Source organism: Halobacillus halophilus, assembly GCF_020171985.1.
Taxonomy (GTDB): Bacteria; Bacillota; Bacilli; order Bacillales; family Halobacillaceae; genus Halobacillus; species Halobacillus halophilus_A.
On record NZ_JAIVAL010000011.1, the window covers coordinates 23,077 to 46,059 of the forward strand.

At 42.8% G+C, this 22,983-nt stretch carries 16 protein-coding genes; all 16 read right to left on the bottom strand.

All coding sequences use genetic code 11. The annotated features are described in order from the left end of the window. Positions 1 to 96: 96 nt before the first annotated feature. Positions 97 to 1,284: a NupC/NupG family nucleoside CNT transporter gene (locus LCM11_RS15780; RefSeq protein WP_224895296.1), complete on the bottom strand. Its 1,188-nt coding sequence runs from the start codon at positions 1,282 to 1,284 to the stop codon at positions 97 to 99. Between the two features lie 250 nt (positions 1,285 to 1,534). After that, the gene (gene safA, locus LCM11_RS15785; protein WP_412098155.1) at positions 1,535 to 2,158 is read right to left on the bottom strand and encodes a SafA/ExsA family spore coat assembly protein; all 624 of its coding nucleotides are present in this window, start codon (positions 2,156 to 2,158) and stop codon (positions 1,535 to 1,537) included. Positions 2,159 to 2,356: 198 nt separating this feature from the next. Further along, a complete protein-coding gene (locus tag LCM11_RS15790) occupies positions 2,357 to 3,475 on the bottom strand; it encodes a Ger(x)C family spore germination protein (RefSeq protein WP_224895263.1) in 1,119 nt (372 codons plus the stop codon). Next, positions 3,472 to 4,578, bottom strand: a complete 1,107-nt coding sequence (locus LCM11_RS15795; protein WP_224895264.1) for a GerAB/ArcD/ProY family transporter — start codon at positions 4,576 to 4,578, stop codon at positions 3,472 to 3,474. Before LCM11_RS15795 ends, LCM11_RS15790 begins: the two co-directional genes overlap by 4 nt. Further along, a complete protein-coding gene (locus tag LCM11_RS15800; protein WP_224895265.1) occupies positions 4,553 to 6,088 on the bottom strand; it encodes a spore germination protein in 1,536 nt (511 codons plus the stop codon). The genes LCM11_RS15795 and LCM11_RS15800 overlap by 26 nt, the downstream gene beginning before the upstream one ends. Positions 6,089 to 6,839: 751 nt before the next feature. After that, entirely contained in the window at positions 6,840 to 8,132 is a 1,293-nt protein-coding gene (locus LCM11_RS15805; RefSeq protein WP_224895266.1) for an NCS2 family permease, read from the bottom strand. 129 nt (positions 8,133 to 8,261) lie between these two features. Continuing rightward, a complete protein-coding gene (locus LCM11_RS15810; RefSeq protein ID WP_224895267.1) occupies positions 8,262 to 9,740 on the bottom strand; it encodes a PH domain-containing protein in 1,479 nt (492 codons plus the stop codon). Beyond that, positions 9,730 to 10,209: a PH domain-containing protein gene (locus tag LCM11_RS15815; protein ID WP_224895268.1), complete on the bottom strand. Its 480-nt coding sequence runs from the start codon at positions 10,207 to 10,209 to the stop codon at positions 9,730 to 9,732. Before LCM11_RS15815 ends, LCM11_RS15810 begins: the two co-directional genes overlap by 11 nt. 113 nt (positions 10,210 to 10,322) lie before the next feature. Beyond that, positions 10,323 to 11,135, bottom strand: a complete 813-nt coding sequence (gene proC / locus LCM11_RS15820; RefSeq protein WP_224895269.1) for a pyrroline-5-carboxylate reductase — start codon at positions 11,133 to 11,135, stop codon at positions 10,323 to 10,325. A 222-nt stretch (positions 11,136 to 11,357) separates the two neighbouring features. Beyond that, entirely contained in the window at positions 11,358 to 12,869 is a 1,512-nt protein-coding gene (locus LCM11_RS15825; protein ID WP_224895270.1) for a potassium/proton antiporter, read from the bottom strand. 113 nt (positions 12,870 to 12,982) lie between these two features. Then, positions 12,983 to 15,310, bottom strand: coding sequence for an RNA polymerase recycling motor HelD (helD, locus tag LCM11_RS15830; RefSeq protein WP_224895271.1), 2,328 nt, complete (start codon positions 15,308 to 15,310; stop codon positions 12,983 to 12,985). A gap of 826 nt (positions 15,311 to 16,136) precedes the next feature. Beyond that, a complete protein-coding gene (gene yhbH / locus LCM11_RS15835; RefSeq protein WP_224895272.1) occupies positions 16,137 to 17,300 on the bottom strand; it encodes a sporulation protein YhbH in 1,164 nt (387 codons plus the stop codon). A 170-nt stretch (positions 17,301 to 17,470) separates the two neighbouring features. Then, a complete protein-coding gene (yidC, locus tag LCM11_RS15840; protein ID WP_224895273.1) occupies positions 17,471 to 18,202 on the bottom strand; it encodes a membrane protein insertase YidC in 732 nt (243 codons plus the stop codon). A 27-nt stretch (positions 18,203 to 18,229) separates the two neighbouring features. Next, entirely contained in the window at positions 18,230 to 18,520 is a 291-nt protein-coding gene (locus tag LCM11_RS15845) for a hypothetical protein (protein WP_224895274.1), read from the bottom strand. Between the two features lie 114 nt (positions 18,521 to 18,634). After that, positions 18,635 to 19,984: a 2-oxoglutarate dehydrogenase complex dihydrolipoyllysine-residue succinyltransferase gene (gene odhB / locus LCM11_RS15850; protein WP_224895275.1), complete on the bottom strand. Its 1,350-nt coding sequence runs from the start codon at positions 19,982 to 19,984 to the stop codon at positions 18,635 to 18,637. Further along, positions 19,971 to 22,790, bottom strand: a complete 2,820-nt coding sequence (locus LCM11_RS15855) for a 2-oxoglutarate dehydrogenase E1 component (RefSeq protein WP_412098156.1) — start codon at positions 22,788 to 22,790, stop codon at positions 19,971 to 19,973. Before LCM11_RS15855 ends, odhB begins: the two co-directional genes overlap by 14 nt. Positions 22,791 to 22,983: the final 193 nt, after the last annotated feature.

Here is a 22,983-nt window from a genome sequence, read left to right on the forward strand (position 1 = left end):
ACCATGTCTCCGCAATCCAGGATTGATAAGAGTGAGTTGCAAGCTTATTCCAAACATAAAAAAGCCTGTGCGGTGAAACCGCACAGGCTTTTCAACTTATAAGAAGATACCGGCAATTGTTGCAGAAAGCATAGAACCAAGGGTAGCACCGATTAGGAGCTTCAGACCGAAACCGGATACTCGGCCACCTTTTTCAGCGTCAATTCCCTGAACAGTACCTGCGATAATTCCAATACTTGAGAAGTTCGCGAAACTGGTTAGGAATACAGTTACGATTCCGACTGTTTTTTCAGATACATTTTCAAGCATTCCCTGGAATTCAAGCATCGCTACAAATTCATTCGTTACAATCTTCGTACCCATAATGGCACCCGCATCGACAACTTCTGCGGCTGGAATACCCATAAGCAGGCCGATTGGCGCAATAATATAACCAAGCAGCTGCTGAAGCGTAAAGCCACCAAAGACGGCCCCGAAGATAGCATTAGCTAGTTCAAGAGAAGCAATGAACGCAATAAGCATGGAAGCAACAATTAGAGCAATTTTTCCGCCATCAAGCGCTCCATTCCCCATCGCTTCAAAGAAGCTTTTCGCATTGGAAACGTCCTGGATATCTACTTCATCTTCTTCTTTAGGAACATTAACTGGAGCAATAATAGAAGCAACAATCAATGCACTAAACATGTTTAACGGAAGAGCAACCAGGATATACTGGTCTGGGAGTATTCCCAGATAAGCTCCAACAATCGAAGCAGAAACGGACCCCATGGCTGATGCACTAACAATGTAAAGACGGTTATCATTCAAGTTATGGAACTGTGATTTAATCGCAATAAGCGCTTCAGACTGACCAAAGAAAATACTGTTTACAGCGTTGAAAGACTCTACTTTTGGAAGTCCTGTAATTTTTGATAAGCCCCAGCCCAAATATTTAATGATAAAAGGCAGAATCTTCAAGTACGTTAATACGGAAAGAATGGTTGCGAAGAATATAATTAACAATAGTACATTAAAGAAGAAGACCCCGTTATCTCCTACTTCTACACCACCAAGAACAAAGTTAACTCCTTCTGTTCCATATTCAATTAAACGGTTGAACACCCATGATATTCCTTTAATAATTTGCTGTCCGACCGTAGTATTAAACATAAATGCTGTAAGAACTAGCTGAACGGCCAGCATGATTCCTACACCTTTATAATTGATGTTCTTACGGTCATTGGACATAAGAAACGCAATGCCTAAGATAACGGCAACAGCTGCAATACCTAATAATACCCCTATAACATTATTCACTGTTGGTTCCTCCCCTAATATAATGAAAATAAAAACGAAAAATGAAAATGCTTTCATAAACATATTCTACCTTGGATTTTAACAGGTTGTCAGACGTCATGCAAGCTGTCATCCATATACGAAATTTTCACTTAATTCATCTTTATTTTTCTCACAAACCCTAGTGTACGCGACAGAGTATGCTTGAAAAAGAGATAACCTCCGGTGTTTTTTTCCACCAGAGGTTAAAACTGTTCTTCTATTTAGTAATAAACATTTGGGTCCAGTAATGGCCATAGCTTCCACCGCTGGCATATCCTACACCGATCTGCTTCAGATTCGGATCGAGAATATTTTTTCTGTGCCCGGGGCTGTTCATCCAGCCGTTTACTACTTGTTCTGGCGTACTCTGACCGGCAGCAATGTTTTCCGCTGCTCTGCGATACGATACATTGAAGTCTCTCATCATGTTAAAAGGAGAACCATAGGTAGGGGAGTTGTGTGAGAAGTACCCCTTTTGTGCCATATCTCTAGACTTGTAGCGAGCTACACGAGAAAGCTGCCAGTTCGCTTTTAATGCGGGCAGTCCTTGTTGAGCGCGCTCCTGATTCGTTAAATCAATAACCTGCTGTTCTGTGGACTTTACTTGTCTTTTTAATGGAATCGTCACCCGGTCTCCAGGGTAGATTAAATCCGGATTATTAAACTGAGAGTTCGCGTTTATAATCTCTGAGAGGCCAATTTGGTAACGCTTTGATATTTTCCATAAGGTATCACCACTCTTAACCACATAAGTGTCTGTAGCAGCCTGAGTAGTCTGAGGGCTTTGCATAAACATGACGGCTGATAATATAAGAACACCTATCCATAACCATTTTTTCACGTATTTTCGCTCCTTTGTATTCTAGTCAGGAGTAGTTTGGCTCAAATCTCTCATAATATGTACTCTAATGAGAGAAACACCTGCTGAAGGCATAGTCAGCAGGTGTTTGTGAGTTACTTTAGTGAACGTAAAATTACATAAATCAAACTTCCAAATAGTTTATCCCTATAAAATCCAAAGAATCGTTTACAGCTTCAGTTAACTAATTACGCCATATTGAACAATATCCACTTCCACTTTTGGAGTAATCGTGATATTAGGAAACTCTTCATCCCACTTAACCTTCTTCCAATAATCGGGGTGATACGAATGCACGTGTCGGCCGATTTGGAAAACATCACTATTAGCCTCTTGTATGGTTGCTATTATCTCCTCAGCCTGTTCGGTCAGCAGCTCGGATAATTTCTTATTCAATTTCTTAATTTTCTTTTTAGAGGTCAAGTGATTGCTCGGATATTCAACGACTCTTATTTTTAATTTCATACTAATATCAGCGGTGACTTGATCGTTTTCCACCTTGACTTTCATGTCTTGCTTGTTCCTCATCACCCGAAAGGTGAGGTAGTTCCTAATTGCATTTTCCTCTTCATCCGTTACCTTTAATGTGAAGCTCGCCAATTTCCCTCTTATCCCCTCCAATAACATCAGTAGAGTGGTTTGGTGGTTGGGTATAAATTCCCCCGTATAAGCATCTTTATGGAACAAGGCCAGCCCCTCAAAGTTCAACATATCCTGTTCTTCTTCTATACTTAACAGAGGAACCGCAAAATCGATTCCCGGCTCGAGCAATTCCCCATGCAGCACTTCAATATTCTCTCCAGTAGAATGAGTCGCATTGATTTGTCCTTCCAGGAGTTCACTGATATATTTACTCACTCCAGACTCATTGGAAGGGGTCATTCGAATTGCGTCTTCTGCTTTTCCATCTACAACAGCTATATACGCATTTAAATTATTGTTCGGGTTACGATAAAATTGGTCAAAAATCGGCTGAATTGAATTCTTGGCCAATTCTTCTCCCATTAATATTACTTTGGCTTTGGAAGGATCAAACGTGTTAGCGATCATCTGATCCGTATGGTCCCTGGCCTCCCGGGGAGTTTTACCTTCCGTTGTAAGGACTTGAACCGTTTCGCTAGTTGGTCCATCCGTACTTCTTTTGACGGTGGGAATAGAAACGGTTTCTGTCAGGGTGCCATCATCATTTTGATCGAATCCGATCGAGAGTACCAATTTTACATCTTTAAATTGTCGCGTATCCCAACACCCGGTTAATAACAAAAGACATGTTAAGATGCAAATCGACTTCCTCTTCATGATGATCCTCCTTTCTGTAAACTCCCTCTGATTAGGCTGACAAAATAGATAATAAATAGGAAAGCTACGGAAAAGATATAGCCAAGCCACACGACAAAGTTATTAAATTCGTCTACCCTTTCCATGTTGTATCCAATAAACAAAGGCGGAATCAAAATAAGGAGTGCAGCAATCATGTAAGAGGGTGCAGTCTTTTTAGTGTTGAACACATCCATGAGTCCCAAACCAGTCATGTACACATAGGTGGTCAAAGTAGTCGCTACATTCACGATCCAAATGGATAAGAAGAACAGATCTAATCTTGCGACAATCACAAATTCAAATGACTTGAGCATGTAGAGCAGAGGTTCCTGTATGAAGCTCATTTCAACCGGGCTAAAGAATGTAAAACTTACAAGGACTGTGAATAGATAAAACAAAACGACGAACCAGTGGGCATAAAAAATGGTTCGCAGTCTCTGTGCTGGGCTGCCTTCTACCTTCGAATAAATAACCAGGCTGATGATAAATCCGAAAAAAGATAGAACCGCTTCATTTGCTCCTTTAATTACAGGCATCCAGCCAGAATTCAGGATTGGAAAAAGAAACGTAAGCTGGGTGTCTTTCAAAGCATAAAGGACAAAAGCTACAAGCACCACAAGGAATATCGAGACGAATGTATAAAATCTTGCCATCGTGTTGAGACCCCCGGATGCTAGATATAAACACACGAGGATCATTAAGAGTGCCAGGATCCAGAACGGAGTCTGCGGAAGAACCCAGAGACTAATAAGGCGCACAAATAGAAGCAGAATAACCATCGCCACCATGGAAAAGTACGCAACATACAACAAAGAAACCCCTTTTCCAATCCACTTGGAAAATACGGCCTCCTGGATCTGAAAGAAGTCTTTATCCGGGTAACGCTTGGCAATCAGCCAAATAACCAACAGCACGATTTGGAGGAGAACACCACCGATTAAGAGAGAAATCCAGCCATCCTGCTTAGCTGCAGAATGGAGATCATAGGGCAGGGACAGGATCCCAACGCCAATTTCTGTTTGAACGATAATAAAGAAATATTGGCGGCGGGACAATTTAGTTTTTATTGTTGTCTGGCTCATGCTGCACCCACTCTCTAGACTCCCCCATAGCTTTTTCTTGCAACGGATGGGCATCTTTTGGCCGCTTCTTCATCATAAACAAAGGAAGCCGGACAAACGTGTCTTTCAAATCACTGATACTTAGAGGCGCTACTGGTGCAAAGTAAGGAACTCCAAAAGATTCCAGTCGGGTTAAATGAATGGTTAAAAACAGAAAGCCAAACACAATTCCTACAAAACCAAACGTACCAGCCAGGAAAATTAATGGAAAAGTCATCAACCTCAGAGTGGTACTTAATTCATTCGAAGGAACGACAAATGAGGCAATCGCTGTCAAAGCAACAACGATGACCATTAAATTGGACACAAGACCTGCCCGTACAACCGCGTCCCCAATGACAAGACCTCCCACGATTCCTATCGTCTGTCCTACCGGTGAGGGTAGCCGGATCCCCGATTCTCGTATTAATTCTATAATGACGACCATTATTAATGCTTCCAGTATCGGAGGATAAGCTATTTCATTAATGGAACTTTTCACAGGCAGCAGCAGCTCATCTGGAAGCACTTCATAGTGAAAGCTGATAACAGCAATATAAAAAGCAGGCATTCCGATGGCTATAATAAAACTAGCTAACCTCACTAACCGTACAAATGTACCCGTGTACCATCTGGCATTATAATCATCTGACGCCTGATAAAACATAAAAAAAGTTGAAGGCGCGATTAATGTAGTCGGGCTGCCTTCTGCCATCAGAGCAATGCGTCCTTCCATAATATTGGCGGTTACCCGATCAGGACGTTCTGTGTTCAGCATCTGCGGAAATGGGGAATAAGGGTTATCCTCAATGAATTCTTCAATATACCCAGGACTTTGAATCATGTCTACACTAATCGCTTTGATTCGTTCTTCCATTTTTTTAACGATCTCAGGGTCAGCAATTCCATCCATATAAACTATGGCAATATTGGTATTTGTCTTCTTTCCAACTTTGAAATATTTGACTACCAGATCACGATGTTCAATTTTCTTCCGAACGAGGTTAAGATTAATCATTAAATTCTCGATAAACCCATCATGCGAGCCACGGACGATCTTTTCATTTTGAGGCTCTTCGACATTTCGGTTGAATACTGAAGTTACGTTGAAACGAGTGATAGTCTTGGAGCCATCTTCCATATAAACCGCATGGCCGCGCAGCAGGGTAGGAATCATCTCTTCCAGATTTTCAGAACTTCTGGCGTTCGGGATTTCCGATATATGTTCAACATGGCCCATTTCTAGAGGGGTGAAAATATTTTGCTGTATTTTCTCTTGATCAACAAGAGGCTCAAAGTACATAAGAACCGCCTGGCCATTATTCATGGCTCTTATTTTTAAATCATCTGTTCTCTTAAATTCATTTAAAAGGTATTCCACATTTTCGGATAATTTTTTAGAGCTCGGCTGGTTCGGTTGTTGGTCTTGACCTTTATGGCTCGAATCCTCAATTTTATCTCTAGTTCCTAATAAATTTCTTAGAAATCCCATTTAGCATCACCTGCTTCTAGGCTTCCACATAAAGGCAGTCCTTATACAAATTTTCCATTACACATAAAAAAACCAGATGAACGGATAACCGTCCACCTGGTTTTTTTATAATTGCTTATTACAGAGTAGGGCCGTTTACTGTAAGACTCAGTTTCGAGATATTGTGTAGAGAAAGGGGGGCTCCAGGGAACGGCTCGCTTTCCGGCCCTGCACGATGCAGGGTCGTTCGACGTTGCCACACGACGTGGAGGTCTTAGTCGAACTTCTTATATGCGTTGAGTCTCCTCAGGCTGGCGCCTTCCGGGGCCTCACCTGTCATGTTCATCCCGCAGGAGTCTTCGCCGTTCTCTTCCGCCCCTTTGCGATTATTGAGAGCACGAAATCTCTGCATTAACGTCTTACAATGAACAAGGTCATCTATGCTGATTTTTACGTTTGTTAAAGCGTAGCAACCCTGTTATATAAGCATTTAAGGCAGACTCAGCTAGAGTCTTTTCTTCTATAGCAGGGTCCGTTCACTAGATATCGTTTGGGTGGCGAAGGAAACGACGAGACTCCCACGGGAGAAGGAGCTAGGCGAGACCCCACAAAGAGCGATAGCGACTGAGGAGGCTTACCAGTTCCCCGTAGGAAAGCGAGTTGTTTCCGTAGCCGCCCTCATTTTTTTTGCAACAGACCGGAGTTATCTCGAAATTGAGTCTTCAAGTAATGGGAGCTATACTTTAACTTCAACCAGGAGAGGCAACTTTCCTTAGTGTCCTGGGAAGAAGGCCATTTGCAGGACGAAGATTACTGCGAATACATAGAGAATCCAATGTACTTGTTTTCCTTTCCCCATTACCAGTTTCAAAACAGGATACGTAATGAATCCAAGTGCAATTCCAGTAGCTATACTGGACGTAAGCGGCATAGTAAGGATGATTATGAAAGCAGGGAAGGCATCATCAAAGGTGGTCCAATTCACTTTAGCCAGACCTTCCATCATAAAACAACCAACAATAATCAGTACAGGCGCTGTAATAGCAGGCAGTCCTGAAACGGCTCCCACCAACGGAGCAAAGAACATAGACAGAAGAAATAATCCAGCAACTACTACAGTCGTCAGTCCAGTTCTTCCACCCGCGGCTACTCCGGATGAAGATTCAATATAAGCAGAAGATGGACTAGTACCGAACATGGCTCCCACCGTAGTGGCAGAAGCGTCAGCCATTAGAGCAGCTCTCGCTCGCGGCAGACTTCCATCCTTACGTATAAACCCTGCCTGCTCAGCTACCCCAACCATCGTACCGGTGGTATCAAAAATCGTTACGAGCAGGAACGCAAAAATAACGGTGTATAAACTATTCGTAAATACTCCTGCAATATCCATATCCCAGAAAACAGGGCTTGGCGGCACGGACATAACCCCGCCAATCTCCAGTTGACCAGTAAAATAGCCAATTACGGCTGTAATTACCATACCGATGAACAAGCCGCCCGTCACGTTCCTCGCAATGAGGATTAACGTAATGAACAATCCACCAATGGTCAATAGTGTACCTGGTGCGGTCAAATCCCCAAGCGTTACGAGCGTCTCTTCACTCGCTACGATGATCCCTGACATGCGCAGGCCTAAAAAAGCTATAAATAAACCGATACCTGAAGTAATTCCATATTTTAAGGAAGCAGGTATAGCAGTAATTAACGTTTCTCTAAGTTTAGTCAGACTTAGAATAACAAAAAGAACACCGGCTAAAAATACAGTTCCAAGAATGACGGAGTAGCTGACATCCTGCTGAATAACCTCAGTGACGAAATAAGCATTCATACCCATTCCGGGTGCGATGGCAATCGGATAATTGGCGGCAAAGGCCATAATTAATGTTCCAACCACAGCCGCTATAATAGTCGCCATGAATACTTGTTCAAATGGCACACCAGCCGCTTCAAGGATGCCCGGGTTCACTACCACGATATACACCATCGTTAGGAACGTAGTGACTCCGGCTAATAATTCAGTTTTTACATTCGTATGGTTTTCTTCTAATTTAAATAATTTCTTCATTTTTAAATCCCCTGTCTCGCATGTAAAATCACAACGTTTCTAATCATAAGACGAAAACGAACAAAAATCAATCCTTTTAACTTTAACGTTCGTGTTTTAATGATTATTTTACATAAAAAAGGCCTGGACCTAGAGGTCAGACCTTTTTTCCACTTTGTCATTCGGACGATACCAGTCCATCATCTGGCGGGTGTCCTGCTTATCTAAATAAAGACAGCGTGCGACGGCGCCCCCTACACCCGATTTCAAAGTTACACGAATACTTTCCAGATCCACCCGCTTCTGAAGGATGGTCTGTGTAACGGCAGCCGACTGGATCCGTTTCCTTTTCATAACAAACGTCTGCTTATTAATAAACCGGCTCTTCAGCGTCAATTGCTGATCAGACAGGTTCCAACCCGCATCTTTATAAGCCAGGAAACCGATCCCTGTAAACGCAAGAGCAGCGAGTATCGCAAGCAGTCCATATGGGAATAGGAAAATACTCAGAGGAATGACGGCCAGCCAAGCGAACCATGAATGACGCAGAATATAGCGGCGCTTTGATCTGGACGGCGGCCGGTTCCACTCTACATCCAGCTCATAATCACTGATCATCTGATGCAATACTTGTTCGATCTCTTTCTTTTTAATCAATGGAAGAAGCCGAAGCTGATGCTCGGCACCTTGCTGCACAGCTCCACCAGCACTAACCAGCGTAACCGAAGCATATCCAAGTGGCTGCCGGATTAAATTTTCATCAATTCTGAGGCCTTGAATCCGGTTTAATGGAATCGTCATTTGTTTTTTCTCTAGCCAGCCCCGCGTAATCACGAGGTCATCCGCATCAAGAAAAACGCTGAAGTTTGCATAACGGAAAATGGTAAGCAGAATCGAAATGCCATAGGCTATCAACAAAATAACAAATGCAGCGAATGCGACTACCAGAACTCCGATGCGAAGCCAGGCAAGGAATTCACTGTAAATCGTGCCCAATGGCAGAACTTCGGTAAGCTGGGAGGCAAATACTCCTACTCCTGATAAAACGACTCCAGCCCCCCCTGAAGTAATAGCCATTACAACAATGTCTTTCATTTTCATCTCATAAACCTTTTCCCTGGAGGAAATTACACGGTCTTCTTCTATACCATCTTCCTCTATCGTACGCTTGTTTTTTTCTCTTGAAATAATGGTTTCTAATTCATCAGCATCTTCTCGCTTGATCGCTGTAAGTTCTGCCTCCGCTTTCTGAAGATCACTTGATCCGGCTGTTTCAATGGATACCTTCACCAGATTAAAAGGACGGTGAAAGATCCCTTCAGAGAAATCCAGGCTTTGAATGCGGTGAAAAGGAATATATCGCTTTTTTCGCAGAATTAACCCATGTTCAATTCTCAGTTCTCCCTGTTCTACTCTATAAGTGAAACGGAGCCAGCGAATCACCCCTCCGCCTAGTACTAATAGCAGAAAACCAACCGTTATTAACAGAGGCATCCACTCTACTTCTCCACTAAATATATTACCATTCAGGAAAATAAGCGCGATAATAGGAAGAGCAGAGTCTTTTAATCCTTTAACGAAATTAATAACAGCAGATACTGGATGAAGTCGCTTGGGTTCATACATCATCCTCAGCCACCCTTGCTAAAGAAGATATTGAACGTCTAAGTTCCTCCGCTTCCTGTTCATCAAGTGCAGGAATTTTATGTACCGTAGCTGCTGTTGAAATACTGATCGTGGACAAACGATATTTTCTAAGTAAAGGGCCCTGTTCTGTATCCACATGCTGAACTCGGACCATTGGCACGAGTGTTCTCTGAATAATAAAAATCCCGTGCTGAAGCTCAATATCCTGTTCCGTCACTTCATAACGCCAACGTTTCCATCTCAGTTCAGGGATTAACCATACCGAGAGGATCAACTCCAATAAAATAATTCCAGCTGCAATTGCAAGCAGCCATTCAGGCCAGCCCCAGAAAAAGACGGCTGCTCCAACTGCTATACTAACAAGAAGAGTAACGCCTGCCTGAATAGCTCCGTAGACCCGCCATAAGGACAAGGCGCGCTCGGAAATCCGCTGTGCCGGTTCTCTCCACATAAACCATACCTCCTCCATCATCTACCATAGATACGAAAGAATGTCTCTAAAAGTTTCGTATCCTTAAAAAAAGCCAGACACGACAAGCATGTCATATCTGGCTTCTGAGAAGTCTATTCACCTTTTGACAATTCTTTCGACTTCTTCGTACAAGCTTCCATAGCCTGAATAATGGAACTGCGCATACCGGAATGCTCGAGTTCTGTCACTCCTGCAATTGTAACGCCTCCAGGTGTGCACACGGCATCTTTCAGCTCACCTGGATGTCTGCCTGTTTCCTTAACCATCTTCGCCGCCCCCTGAACAGCCTGGGAGGCAATTTTATAGGCTTTATCTCTGGGAAAGCCCTGCTGAACAGCTGTATCAGCCATTGCTTCAATAAACATGTAAACAAAGGCTGGAGAAGAACCGCTAATCGCAGGAACCGCATCCATTAGTTTTTCTTCAATAATTTCTGCTTCCCCGAAGCTTTTGAAAACTTCCATTACATCCGCCAATTCCTCTTCTGTAATGAAATCATTTGGGCATAATACGCTCATACCTGCTCCGACAAGAGAAGGCGTATTAGGCATTGAACGAATAACCTTAACATTGCGGCCGAATGCTTCTTTGATTGCATCTAGTGTAATTCCCGCTGCAATCGTAACAATAACGGTGTCCGGAGGAACTTCATCCTTTATTTCCTGAATAACTCCATGATAAATGTAAGGTTTAATAGCTAGAAATAGTAAATCGCTTTCACGTGCAAGCTGCTTGTTGTCATTTGAAATGTGAATTCCATATTCATCTGAGACAAAGTCGATGGTTTCATCCGAGAGAGCGGTTGCTGCTATATTTTCCGCTTTCATAAGTTTCGCATCAATCATTCCCTGGATCATTGCTTGTCCCATCTGTCCGCAGCCAATAAATCCTATTTTTTTATCCACCGGGCATTCCTCCTTATTCTCTCCATTGTATAGGATTATTTCTTACATAACAATTGTCGATCTGATTCGATTGAATTTATGTAAATAACTAGTAAATATTTCATGTTTTATGGGGAAAAGGTTTACAAATGCGTACAAGTTACCTATAATTAGAATTGTATTCTTCATATCATAGCGAACGACCAAAAATATCATAGCTGCTACGAAAAAAGCCGAGCTGCCTTAAGCTCGGTTTTTTTCGTGGTTCACAGCACTCTCTCCAGGCTTAACGGCTTGCAACAATTTCTTCACTTCCTTCTTACTGCTCCGTGACACCATAATATAAAGGGTATCCCCTGCTTTAATCTCTGTTTGTCCATAGGGAGTGATGACATCGCCTTCTCTTATGATCGCATTAATTAAAGCACGATCAGGAAGTTCAATATGTTCAAGCGTCTGCCCTACTACCTGATTATTTTCCACCACATCAAATTCCATTAATTCCACATTCGCTTTCCCGATTGAAATCAATTCCAGGGAATGGATCGGATTGGTAAGCTTATCCGAAACCAGCTTAAAGCGCTCCGCTACCCATGTAATCGATGAGCCTTGAAAGAGAGTGGACGTCAGTACAGTAAAAAAGACAACATTAAAAATCAGCTGACTATTCTCTATGCCCGCAAGCATCGGTAATATCGCCAATACAATGGGAACGGCTCCCCTCAGTCCTGCCCAGGATAGAAACAATTTCTCCTTTATACTAAAGGAAAAGAAAGCTAGACTGATAAATGTTGCCAACGGACGGGCAATTAAAATCAGAGCCAGTGCAATTAGCAGTCCATCCATCATAACCGATAGTGTAAAAACCTCGGTCGGAAACACAAACAGCCCGAGAATAATAAACATCACAATTTGGGCCATCCACCCAAAACCTTCGTGAAAACGCAATATCGAGTAACGATAAGCTAACTCTGCATTTCCGATAAATACAGCCGCTACATATACAGCTAATAATCCGCTCGCCTGCGCGAGTGAACTCGCACTATAGGCTAAAAAAGCAAATCCAAGTGCAAATAAAGGATAGAGTCCACTGGAATCCAGGTTAATACGATTTAAGCTGAAGCTTCCGGCGTAACCAACGAGAGCACCAATGAGAAGTCCTGCTCCCATCTGCCAGAAGAAGGATCCAATCAATGGAAGAATCTCCGCTTCTCCCGTGGTTAAAATTTGAATGAACGTAATGGTTAAAAACACAGCCATGGGGTCATTAGTACCCGATTCGGCTTCTAGCGTAGCCTCCAGTCTGTCTCTTACGTTTTTCCCTTTTAACACCGCAAATACAGCCGCCGCATCCGTGGAACCAATAATCGCCCCAAGCAGCATAGCTTCCACCCAATCCAGACCTAATATGTACCTTGCCGCTACACCAACCAGTCCCGTTGTCAGCAGTACCCCAATAGTTGCAAGCGTAACCGACGGGCCAATCACTGGCTGTATATTATTCCATTTCGTCTGCATACCGCCTTCAAATAAAATGATAATTAAGGCGAATACACCGACAAGCTGTGCCACTTCAGCACTATCAAAATATATTAACCCCAGTCCATCGCTCCCGACCAGCATTCCTACGGCAATAAATAAGACAAGAGAAGGGACCCCGAGTCTTGTTGAAAATTTTGTTACGAGAATACTTGTAATTAATAGTAAAGCTACTAGCATAATAAACTTGTCCGACTGAAGAAGTTCCTGTATCATTGTTAATCTCCTTTATTCCTACATCTATCGTTTATTATAGCAATACAACGCCTCCGTCCCCTACTAATTCACCTTATCGAAACAAACAGCCTCTGCAACGCAGAAGCTGTTGTTCATTTTCTCTCATACAAATCCTCTGATACCAGTTGGAGCAATGGACTCAGCACTCCTGTATAAAATAAATCCAATTCGTGCATGGCTCTTGTCGCTGCTGTATATAATAGTTTCCGTTCTTCCTCTTTGTTATAAGTCGAACTGGACACTTCTGGTAAAATCACGGCATCAAATTCAATTCCCTTGGCTAAATACCCAGGAAGAATAAGAACACCTTTTTCAAAGGATTGTGATTCTTTATAAATCAAACGGGCGGAGAAACCCTCGCCTATACGCGCATGTAAATCTTTCGCTTCCTGTTTCGTTCGGGTCAGAAGAGCAATGGTTTCGTGACCTTCTTTCTGCCTGCGTAGTATGGTTTCCTGCATAGATTTAATAAGCTCATCCTCGTTTTCTTTCTGATGAACACGAGGCTTCTGTCCCTCGCGATTAAATGCTTCAATCTTTTCCCCATCCGAAAGCAGATGTTTTGTAAATTCAACAATCGGTTTAGTGGAACGGTAACTCCGCATTAAATACAAATGTTCCACCTTCGGATCTTCTTCTAATTCTTCCCCTTCTTCCAATAGACTTGAGGATTTTGTGTAAAGGTTATGAATTGCCTGGTTATAATCGCCGAGCAGGTTGAATCGTGCATTCGGAAATAATTGCTTGATAAACTCAATTTGAAACGGAGAATAATCCTGTGCTTCATCAATAAACAGGTGTCGAATAACTGTATTAACGTTTCTGCCCTCAATTTGATCCTGTAAGTACAGATAAGGTGTAACATCCTCAGCATAAAGGTACTTCTTGTTTAGCGCTTTTTTTGTTTCGAGTCCAATATCTTTCCACTCTTCTTCACTCAACTCTGCAGGAACAGACATTGTATCAAACATCTGTTCATAAAGCTTTCTCAGCTTAATAAACTTCAATTGTTCAATCTTTCTCTTTAAAGGACGCATTTTTCTTTCCACGATGATTTTGACAAGCATCTTCTGCTCCCTGTCAAAATCATCGAAAGTATCTTCGTTAAATTCTTTATGCTCCTCAAGTTCATGAAACGCTTCAACGTATTCATGCTTGGCTAAAAAAGCAGCTTCTTCGACCGGCCAGTCTTTATCCTGTTCTTTTAATTGGAAAGCATCCAATTGATCAAGAAGCCACACTTTGACGGTTTCTATCCGATTAGGAATACGTCCTGTCAGTTTATAAAAGTAATCGTGAATCTCTTCAGCACTTACAATGGTTTGTCCTCGAAAGGTGATGTTCCTAAACTTCATTCCTTTCTCAGTTAATCCTTTTACGTAAGCATTCAGCAGATTCTTATAATCCAATGCTGATTTGAAGCGAATACCTGCCACTCTTCTCTCAAGCCTCTGACTGTCTCGATCAGACAACAGGTATTCCAGCTGCTCAAATGGGCTTTCCAGTTCAAAATCCTGATCCAGTCGTCCAGCTGCATACTCCTGGAATGTAACTTGCCGCATGTTATCTTCTCCAAGTTCAGGTAGAACGGAAGCCACATAGCTAATAAACATGTGGTTGGGTGAAAATAATAAAATTTGATCGGCGCTTATAGACCTCCGGTACCGATAGAGCAGATATGCAATGCGCTGCATAGCTGCTGAAGTCTTGCCGCTTCCAGCTGCTCCCTGTACAATCAGCATTTTATTCTTATCATAGCGTATGATTTGATTTTGCTCTTTTTGAATCGTGGCTACTATACTTTTCATCTGGGAGGATGCATTTCCACCTAGTACGTGCTGGAGCAGTTCGTCACCGATCGTCAGCCCTGTATCGAACATCCCTTGAAGAGTTCCCTGCCGTATAATAAATTGTCTCTTCAGCTTCATCTCCCCTGTCACTTCTCCCACAGGGGTTTCATATTGAACGGGGCCCGGAGCGTAATCGTAATACATGCTTGATACAGGTGCCCGCCAATCATAAATCAGGAAATCTTCTTTGTTCTTATCCATCAATGAACCAATGCCTATATATATAGATTCTACCTCCCCGTCTTCTTCCTGGAAATCGATCCTTCCGAAGTAAGGAGAATCCTCCTGGCGCTCGTAAAGCTTCACCAGTTTATGAAACTGTCCGTAGCTTCTCTCCCTCTCTGACAAGAGCTCTGCTTGCTGTTTAATACTTGCGTATGTTTCAATCGCTTCGTCGGGTTCATCCATATTGACGGTAACATCGTCCCAAAACCCTTGGCGAAGCTCGAGTATATCTCCCATCAATTCTTTGTTATTTTCCATTAACTCATTCTTTTTCTCTGCTAATATCCGTTGAATATCCTTTATTCTTTTTTCTTCTTGCTGCCATTCACTGTGTTTCTCATCCATCCTATCCGCTCCTCTCACGCGCACAAAACAAATCATTATCAGCAGCCCAAAATCCTCTGCTCTATTTTCTTATTTATAATTTCAGAATAGCTCCCATTACTTTAAGACTTGATTTCGAGATAAATAGGGCCCGTCGCCAAAAAAGGATTAGGACGGCTACGGAAACAACTCGCTTTCCTACGGGGGAACGGTGAGCTTCCTCGCTCGTTTCACTCTCTGCGGGATCTCACCTAGTCCCTTCTCCCGTGGGAGTCTCGTCGTTTCCTTCGCCGCCCAAAAGATAGCAGATGAGCGGACCCTGCTAATAGGAGAAACGGGGAAGCTAAAATTGTTTAAAATGCTTCTATAACGGGGTTTACCCTTTGGACAGACTCGGAATTTAACGTAGGCCGTTCTTCCTCAGATGGAGTATATACGTAAAGGATTTCGAGCGCTCCATGATCGCAAAGGGGCGGAAGGGAAAGGCGAAGACTCCTGCGGGGTGAACATGACATGTGAGGCCCCGGAAGGCGCCAGCCTGAGGAGACTCAGCGCATGCCCGCGGAAAGCGAGCCGTTCCCTGGAGCCCCTTTCTCCACACGATATCTCGAAACCGAGTCTTACAGTAACCGGCCCTTTAGCGTAAATAAGCCCCTTATGTGGGTCTAACACAGTGGGGGTTCATGTGGTTTTTTTGTATGACTGAAGAAGCTGTTCAGTTATTCGTGCAGATCAACTTATATATAAAAATAATTCTACTACGCCTCTCCCCCTAGTACAATCTAAAGTTGTACAGAGGCACAATCAAAAAAGCCAGGTAAGGATTAGCCTTTACCTGACTCTTTATTTAATTCACGACTTCTTCTGGACTGACCTCGCTGAAGAATTGTTTCATCGCATGAAATACATCTGCTTTTCTTCTCAAAATGTAATAACGGAATTTAGGGTGATCAATCGCTTTGTATGCCTGCATCAAACTAGATGACCGGTTATACTGGTTGACTTCTCCATACCCGAACATCTGAGAAACTTCAAGAAGTTCTTCAATTAAAGCTAAACAACGCTTGTTATCAGATGTTAAATTGTCCCCATCTGAAAAGTGGAACGGGTAGATATTATAACGGTCCGGTGAGTACTTAGTTTCAATTAACTCCAGCGCTTTCCGGTAGGCTGACGAACAAATGGTTCCTCCGCTTTCCCCTTTAGAAAAGAAATCTTCTTCACTAACCACTTTTGCCTGCGTATGGTGAGCTACGAATTCTACATCCACCGTCTCATAATTTTTTCCTAAGAAACGGTTCATCCAGAAAAAGAAGCTTCTGGCCATGTACTTTTCCCACTGACCCATGGAACCACTTGTATCCATCATCGCAATAACAACCGCTTTTGATTCAGGTTTCGTCTTATCATTCCAGGTCTTATAGCGTATATCTTCCGGGAAGATGGGGTTAAACGAAGCTTCCCCTCCAAGAGCGTTCCGCTTATAGGCTTCAAGCATCGTTCTTTTCTTATCAATATTACCTGTTAAACCTGTCTTACGAATATCACTAAATTCAATGTCTGTCTGAATAATGTTATCTTTCTCTTTTTCATCCAGGTTCGGCAGCGTCAGTTCTTTGAAAAATGCCTCCTCGAGCTCTGCCAGTGAAATTTCAGCTTCATAGAAATCTTCGCCAGCTTGGTCGCCGGCACCTTCTCCTTGACCAGGCTTACCCTTGGATTGCGGCGCCTGAGCCACCACATCACCGATTTCACTATCCCCATCGCCTTGTCCTGCATGCTTGTTCTTCTCATGATTGTAACGAATTTTATATTCATCAAGCGAACGTATTGGTATCTTGACGACACGTCTTCCATTCGACATTACAATATTTTCTTCGGTAATCAAATCTGGTAATTGTTTATTCATCGCATCCTTAACTTTTTCCTGATGTCGCCTCTGATCGTCGTAGCCTTTCCGATGGAGGGACCAGTCGTCTTCGGCGATTACGAAACTCTTCTCTTCATCCATGTTTTTTCTCCCTCCTAACCGAGTATTACTCTATCGTATGCAGGTCCACGTAAATGGATGAAACATAATAAAATATGTGTGAATTTTTTGATTATTTAGCCTGGTTTTAGAGTAATCGGCAAGACAAAAAAGCCCTGCACAGAAACTGTACAGGACTCTATTTGACCTCATCAGGTTGTATAAAGTTTTTTGGAAATCAGGGTTTGAATGACAAGAAAAGCTCCTCCTGCCGCCCAATAGAGTGGCAGAGCTGAGGGCGAGGAAATGGATATAAACAGTATCATAACGGGGGATAACAGCCCCATCCATTTCATCTGCTTCCGTTGTTGTTCCGGCATTCCAATAAGAGACACTCTGTATTGGATGAAATAAAGAATACCTGCAATAACAGCCATGGTTAGATCTGTCTGCCCCAAATCAAACCACAGGAATGAATGGGTAGCGATTTCTTCCGAACTTCGAATCGCATAATAGATTCCAGCAAAGATCGGAATCTGTAAAACAATCGGCAGACATCCCATGTTTAACGGGTTAATCTCATTAGTCCGATACAAGTCCATCATTTCGCTCTGAATCTTTTTCTTATCCTCCTGGCTGGATGCTTGCTTTAAGCGACTTTGAAGATCATTCAGCTCAGGTTTCACCGCATCCATTTTCCCACGCATGTCCTGACTATTTTTAAACGTTTTTAACATGAACGGCATAATAACCACTCTAAGCGCGAGGGTAATCAAAATAATCGCTATGCCATAATTTTCTCCGAACAACTCTGCAATGAAGGTGATTGCCTCAACGAAAGGCTCCACAAAGTATTGGCTGAAGAATCCTCCACCGCTTTCCTTTGGTGCACATCCTGTTAATAAAATGGTGCTGAACAAGAATAAACTTATCCACTTTTTCAAATTTAGTCCTCCTCTTTATTCGTATCTTCAGGCACGAACAAAGAGGTAGTGATCATCGTCTCCATCGTCTTCTTTTCTTCCAACAGTGCGTTGTATCCAATGAATTAATCCATGAGTAATGGAAACAGATGTTTCTTGCAGCGAGAATGCTTTTGTATCCTCCTGCAGGAAAACGTGTCGCGATTGCAGCCATAAAGAACTTCCTGAAACCATATGAGTCCACATGGATTCAAAAGCTATTCCAGCAAGCAATGTGATATATAAAGACAGGAACAGTAAATCGAATGATCCGTCAAATAATTCTATTATAATGGCCATAGTTCCAACCCTTTTTATTAATAATTAATACGTAATCATACGTTTATCCTAACGTAAAAGTTTCACTTTGTCACAAAAAAACCCGCCAGGAATTCTTCCCAGCGGGTGATCCATTTATCCTTCTAATAATAAATCATAAGGATCTTCAATCATTTCTTTAATTCTCTTAAGGAACTGTACAGCTTCTTTGCCGTCCACGATCCGGTGATCGTATGAAAGAGCAATGTACATCATAGGGCGAGCTTGAATAGTATCATCCGGCATAACTTTCGGACGCTTTTCAATATTGTGCAGACCCAGGATACCAACTTGCGGAGAATTCAGGATCGGCGTTGAAAGCATGGAACCGAAAATACCGCCATTTGTAATTGTAAAGGAACCACCCTGGAGATCTTCCAGCTGAAGTTCTTTATTACGGGCTTTCGTTGCTACGTCAGCAATTCCTTTTTCAATGCCTGCGAAATCCAGACGATCGGCATCGCGGACAACTGGAACAACGAGACCTTCTTCCGTAGATACAGCCATACCAATATCATAGAATTTCTTCATAACAATTTCATTGCCCTGGATTTCCGCGTTGATGAGAGGGAACTCTTTCAATGCGCCTACCACAGCTTTCGTAAAGAAAGACATGAATCCAAGTTTAATATCATGTTTCTTCTGGAAGGATTCTTTACGCTGACTTCTAAGGTTCATCACGTTCGTCATATCGACTTCATTGAACGTAGTGAGCATTGCGGAAGTTTGTTGTACCTCTACGAGACGCTTCGCAATGGTTTGACGGCGACGGGACATTTTAACTCGTTCCACCGGCTTTTCAAACTCTGTTTTTTCACTATTCTGTTCAGATTTTTTCTCTTTTTTAGGAGCTTCTTTTTTCTCTTCCTGCTTAGGCTCCTGCTTCTGTTCCTTCTTGCTATCACCTTGAGCCGCTTCTTCTACATCTTCAGGACGGATGCGGCCAAGTGGATCTCTAGCAGAAATTTCACTCAGGTTGATTCCAAGCTCACGCGCTCGCTTACGAGCCGCTGGTGTAGCAATGACTTCTTTTTTGTCGTCATCACTTGAACCTTGATCCTGATCGGATTTAGATTCCTCTTTTTGTTTAGAATCCTCTGTTTCTTGCTGTTGTTCTTCTTTATCTTCCTGGGCCTGTTTGTTCTCCTCAGAAGACTCTTTCTCCTCTTCTTCATTAGAGGATTCTTCTTCCGAACTCCCGCCGGCTTCTCCGTTTTCATCAACTTTAGCGATAACGTCCCCTACTTCTACGTCATCTCCAGCTTCTTTTAGAAGTTCCGAAATAACACCGCTTGCGTCAGCGTTTACTTCGACGTTTACTTTATCTGTCTCGAGTTCAAGGATAGGATCACCTTTCTCAACCTGATCTCCTTTTTGAACAAGCCATTCGGCAATCGTACCTTCTGTAATGGATTCAGCTAATTCAGGAACTTTAATTTCCTTCATTTGATTTTCCTCCTTTAGACATCTGTAGCGCTTCATGAATTATACGATTTTGCTCGGTCTTATGAATATTTGGTTCACCCACAGAAGGCGACGCACGAGGTGGTCTTCCTACGTAACGGTGAATCTGACTGCCTGTAAGCAGTTTGTGCAAGATTCCTTCTACAAAGTACCAGCTGCCCATGTTCTGAGGTTCTTCCTGAACCCAAACGAGTTCCTCTAAATTCGGATACGTTTCAAGAATTTCTTTAAGCCTTTGTTTTGGAAATGGATAAATTTGCTCAATACGGACGGCATCGATTGTTTCAAAAGAATAATCTTCTGCTTTTTCCACCGTATCTTCTATATCCACCATAATTTTCCCACTTCCAAGAAGTAAGGTTTTCACTTTTTCTTTAGCTTTATCATCTTCTTTAGTCAGTCCCGGCTGTCTCATGATTGGTTGGAACTTACCTTCACTAAAGTAGTTACCTTCAACCGCCACTCTTTGATTACGAAGAAGACTCTTAGGTGTCATTAATACAAGCGGACGTTCTTCCTCTTCCGTGCTGATGGCAGCTTGTCTTCTCAATAAATGAAAATATTGTGCAGAGGAGGTCACGTTGCCTACCGTCCAGTTGTTCTCTGCAGCTAATTGAAGAAAACGTTCAAGCCTGGCACTGGAGTGTTCCGGTCCTTGTCCTTCATACCCATGAGGCAGGAGAAATACCATATTGGATTGTTCTCCCCATTTCGCTCGGCCGGCCGCTACGAATTGATCAAATATAACCTGTCCTGCATTGGCGAAGTCTCCAAATTGAGCTTCCCAAAGGACCAGAGTTTCCGGCGCTTGAACGCTGTAACCATATTCAAAACCAAGTACCCCAGCCTCGGAAAGCGGACTGTTATGAATATCGAACGACGCATTTGCCTGCTCTAAGCCGTGAAGCGGACAGTAGGTTTCTCCCGTTTCTACATCATGAAGGACCATATGGCGGTGTGCAAACGTTCCGCGCTCTGTATCCTGACCGGTAATACGAATCGGTCTTCCATCTTCCAGTATGGATGCAAAAGCCAGGGCTTCTGCAGTAGCCCAGTCTACTTTCTGTCCATCTTCAAGCATTTTACTGCGGCGCTGAAGAATTTTTTCCAGCTTCTTAAATCCATTGAAACCTTCTGGACGTTTAAGCATTCCTTCATTCAATGAGCGCAGACGATCAATATCAACCGCAGTCTCAATTTCGTCCAGTGTTCGTTCAACACCGCTTGGGCGATCTTTCACGTCAGGAGTGGTTGTTTCATGTTCGCTCATGTTGTTGTACACGTTACGTAATTCATTTTCAATTTCATTTTTCATATCATTAAGCGTGCCTTCTTCAACGACGGATTCTTTAAGAAGCTGCTCTTCATAAATCGAAGCCACCGTAGGATGCTCATCAATTTCACTATAAAGGCGAGGCTGAGTAGCGCGCGGTTCATCCATTTCATTATGGCCGAAACGGCGATAACCCACCAAGTCAATTAAGATGTCTTTATGGAAAGTCTGACGATATTCATAAGCAAGCGCCATGGCTGACATACACGCAAGAGGATCATCAGCATTTACGTGTACGACCGGGATTTCAAATCCTTTAGCGAGATCACTTGCGTAACGGGTGGAGCGCCCTTTTTCCCGATTAGTTGTGAAGCCGACCAGGTTATTAGCAATAATATGAAGCGTGCCGCCTGTCCGGTATCCGGGCAGATCGCTCATATTCAAGGTTTCGGCCACGACTCCTTCTCCGATAAACGCAGCATCTCCATGAATGAGCACACCAAACGCTTCGTCTTCATCCATCTCTGCATATCCAGGATTAGAGCGGTCATCTTGAGCTGCTCTCGTAAAGCCTTCCACTACAGGATTTACGTATTCAAGGTGGGAAGGATTGTGACTCAATGTCACTCGGGTTGCTGACTGCTCGCCATTCCCGATTTCTCTCCTCGCTCCGAAGTGATACTTCACATCTCCCGTCCAGCCATAGTTGATCCCTGTAGAGCCTTCAGAAGGGATCAGCTCCTTATCAGGAGAATGATGGAATTCAGAGAAAATTCGATCGTAAGGCTTTCCTAGCGTGTGAGCAAGCACATTCAAGCGCCCTCTGTGTGCCATACCCATCATAATATTTTTGATCTTATCGTTAGAAGCCGACTGAATCATGTGATCAAGCATCGGAACCATAACGTCCAGACCCTCGATAGAGAAACGTTTCTGTGCAACGAATGTCTTAGCCAGGAAGTTTTCGAAACCTTCCACTTGGGCTAAACGTCGCAGAAGCTGCTTCTTTTCTTCATTGGAAAAAGAGACATGGAAGGAACCAGTATCGACCTTGTCGAGGAGCCATTTCCGCTCTTCTTCATTATTCACATGCCCAAATTCAAAAGAAATGGTACCTGCGTATTTTTCTTTTAAAGTCTTGACGACCTGCAGGGCATTATCAAGACGAAGTGGTGAATCTGACCACACCCATTTAGCCGGAATGTTCTCTAAGTCCTTTTCAGTAAGACCATAGGTTTCAATATCCAGTAGATTGGTACTAGGACGCTCGTCACTTCCTACGGCATAAATATTAGCCCGCAGATGACCATGACGACGAATAGCCTCAACAAGTTTCAGTGCTGAGGTAACCTTTGTGATATCTACTTCTGATGTATGAGAAGCACTGGTGCTTTGTTTGTCCCCCTCTTTCATCCATTGTGGTGCCCCGTGCTCATCGAATACCTCTTTTAAAGAAGGGTCGACAGCTTCAGGGTCTTCTTCGTATAATTCATACTGTTCTTCGACATAACCCATATTGGGGCCATGGAAATTTTCCCAGAATCTTTCATTGGAGCCTAAATTAGACACGTGTAATACCCCCAAGTAGTTGTTGGATGTAATTAATTTCTTCGTAAACGTTTCCAAGTCCAAATACCATTATAGAATTGAAACGCATAAGTATTCAACAAATTTCGGTTATTTTTTCAATTACCAACATTTATATTAT

Bases quoted from the DNA above. Each gene is read 5' to 3' on its own strand.
- helD (WP_224895271.1), bottom strand. From the start codon at position 15,310: ATGGATGAGAAACACAGTGAATGGCAGCAAGAAGAAAAAAGAATAAAG.
- LCM11_RS15800 (WP_224895265.1), bottom strand. From the start codon at position 6,088: ATGGGATTTCTAAGAAATTTATTAGGAACTAGAGATAAAATTGAGGAT.
- LCM11_RS15790 (WP_224895263.1), bottom strand. From the start codon at position 3,475: ATGAAGAGGAAGTCGATTTGCATCTTAACATGTCTTTTGTTATTAACC.
- yhbH (WP_224895272.1), bottom strand. From the start codon at position 17,300: ATGGATGAAGAGAAGAGTTTCGTAATCGCCGAAGACGACTGGTCCCTC.
- LCM11_RS15855 (WP_412098156.1), bottom strand. From the start codon at position 22,790: ATGGGTTATGTCGAAGAACAGTATGAATTATACGAAGAAGACCCTGAA.
- LCM11_RS15815 (WP_224895268.1), bottom strand. From the start codon at position 10,209: ATGTGGAGAGAACCGGCACAGCGGATTTCCGAGCGCGCCTTGTCCTTA.
- LCM11_RS15795 (WP_224895264.1), bottom strand. From the start codon at position 4,578: ATGAGCCAGACAACAATAAAAACTAAATTGTCCCGCCGCCAATATTTC.
- LCM11_RS15805 (WP_224895266.1), bottom strand. From the start codon at position 8,132: ATGAAGAAATTATTTAAATTAGAAGAAAACCATACGAATGTAAAAACT.
- LCM11_RS15845 (WP_224895274.1), bottom strand. From the start codon at position 18,520: ATGGCCATTATAATAGAATTATTTGACGGATCATTCGATTTACTGTTC.
- LCM11_RS15825 (WP_224895270.1), bottom strand. From the start codon at position 12,869: ATGATACAGGAACTTCTTCAGTCGGACAAGTTTATTATGCTAGTAGCT.
- LCM11_RS15810 (WP_224895267.1), bottom strand. From the start codon at position 9,740: ATGATGTATGAACCCAAGCGACTTCATCCAGTATCTGCTGTTATTAAT.
- odhB (WP_224895275.1), bottom strand. From the start codon at position 19,984: ATGAAGGAAATTAAAGTTCCTGAATTAGCTGAATCCATTACAGAAGGT.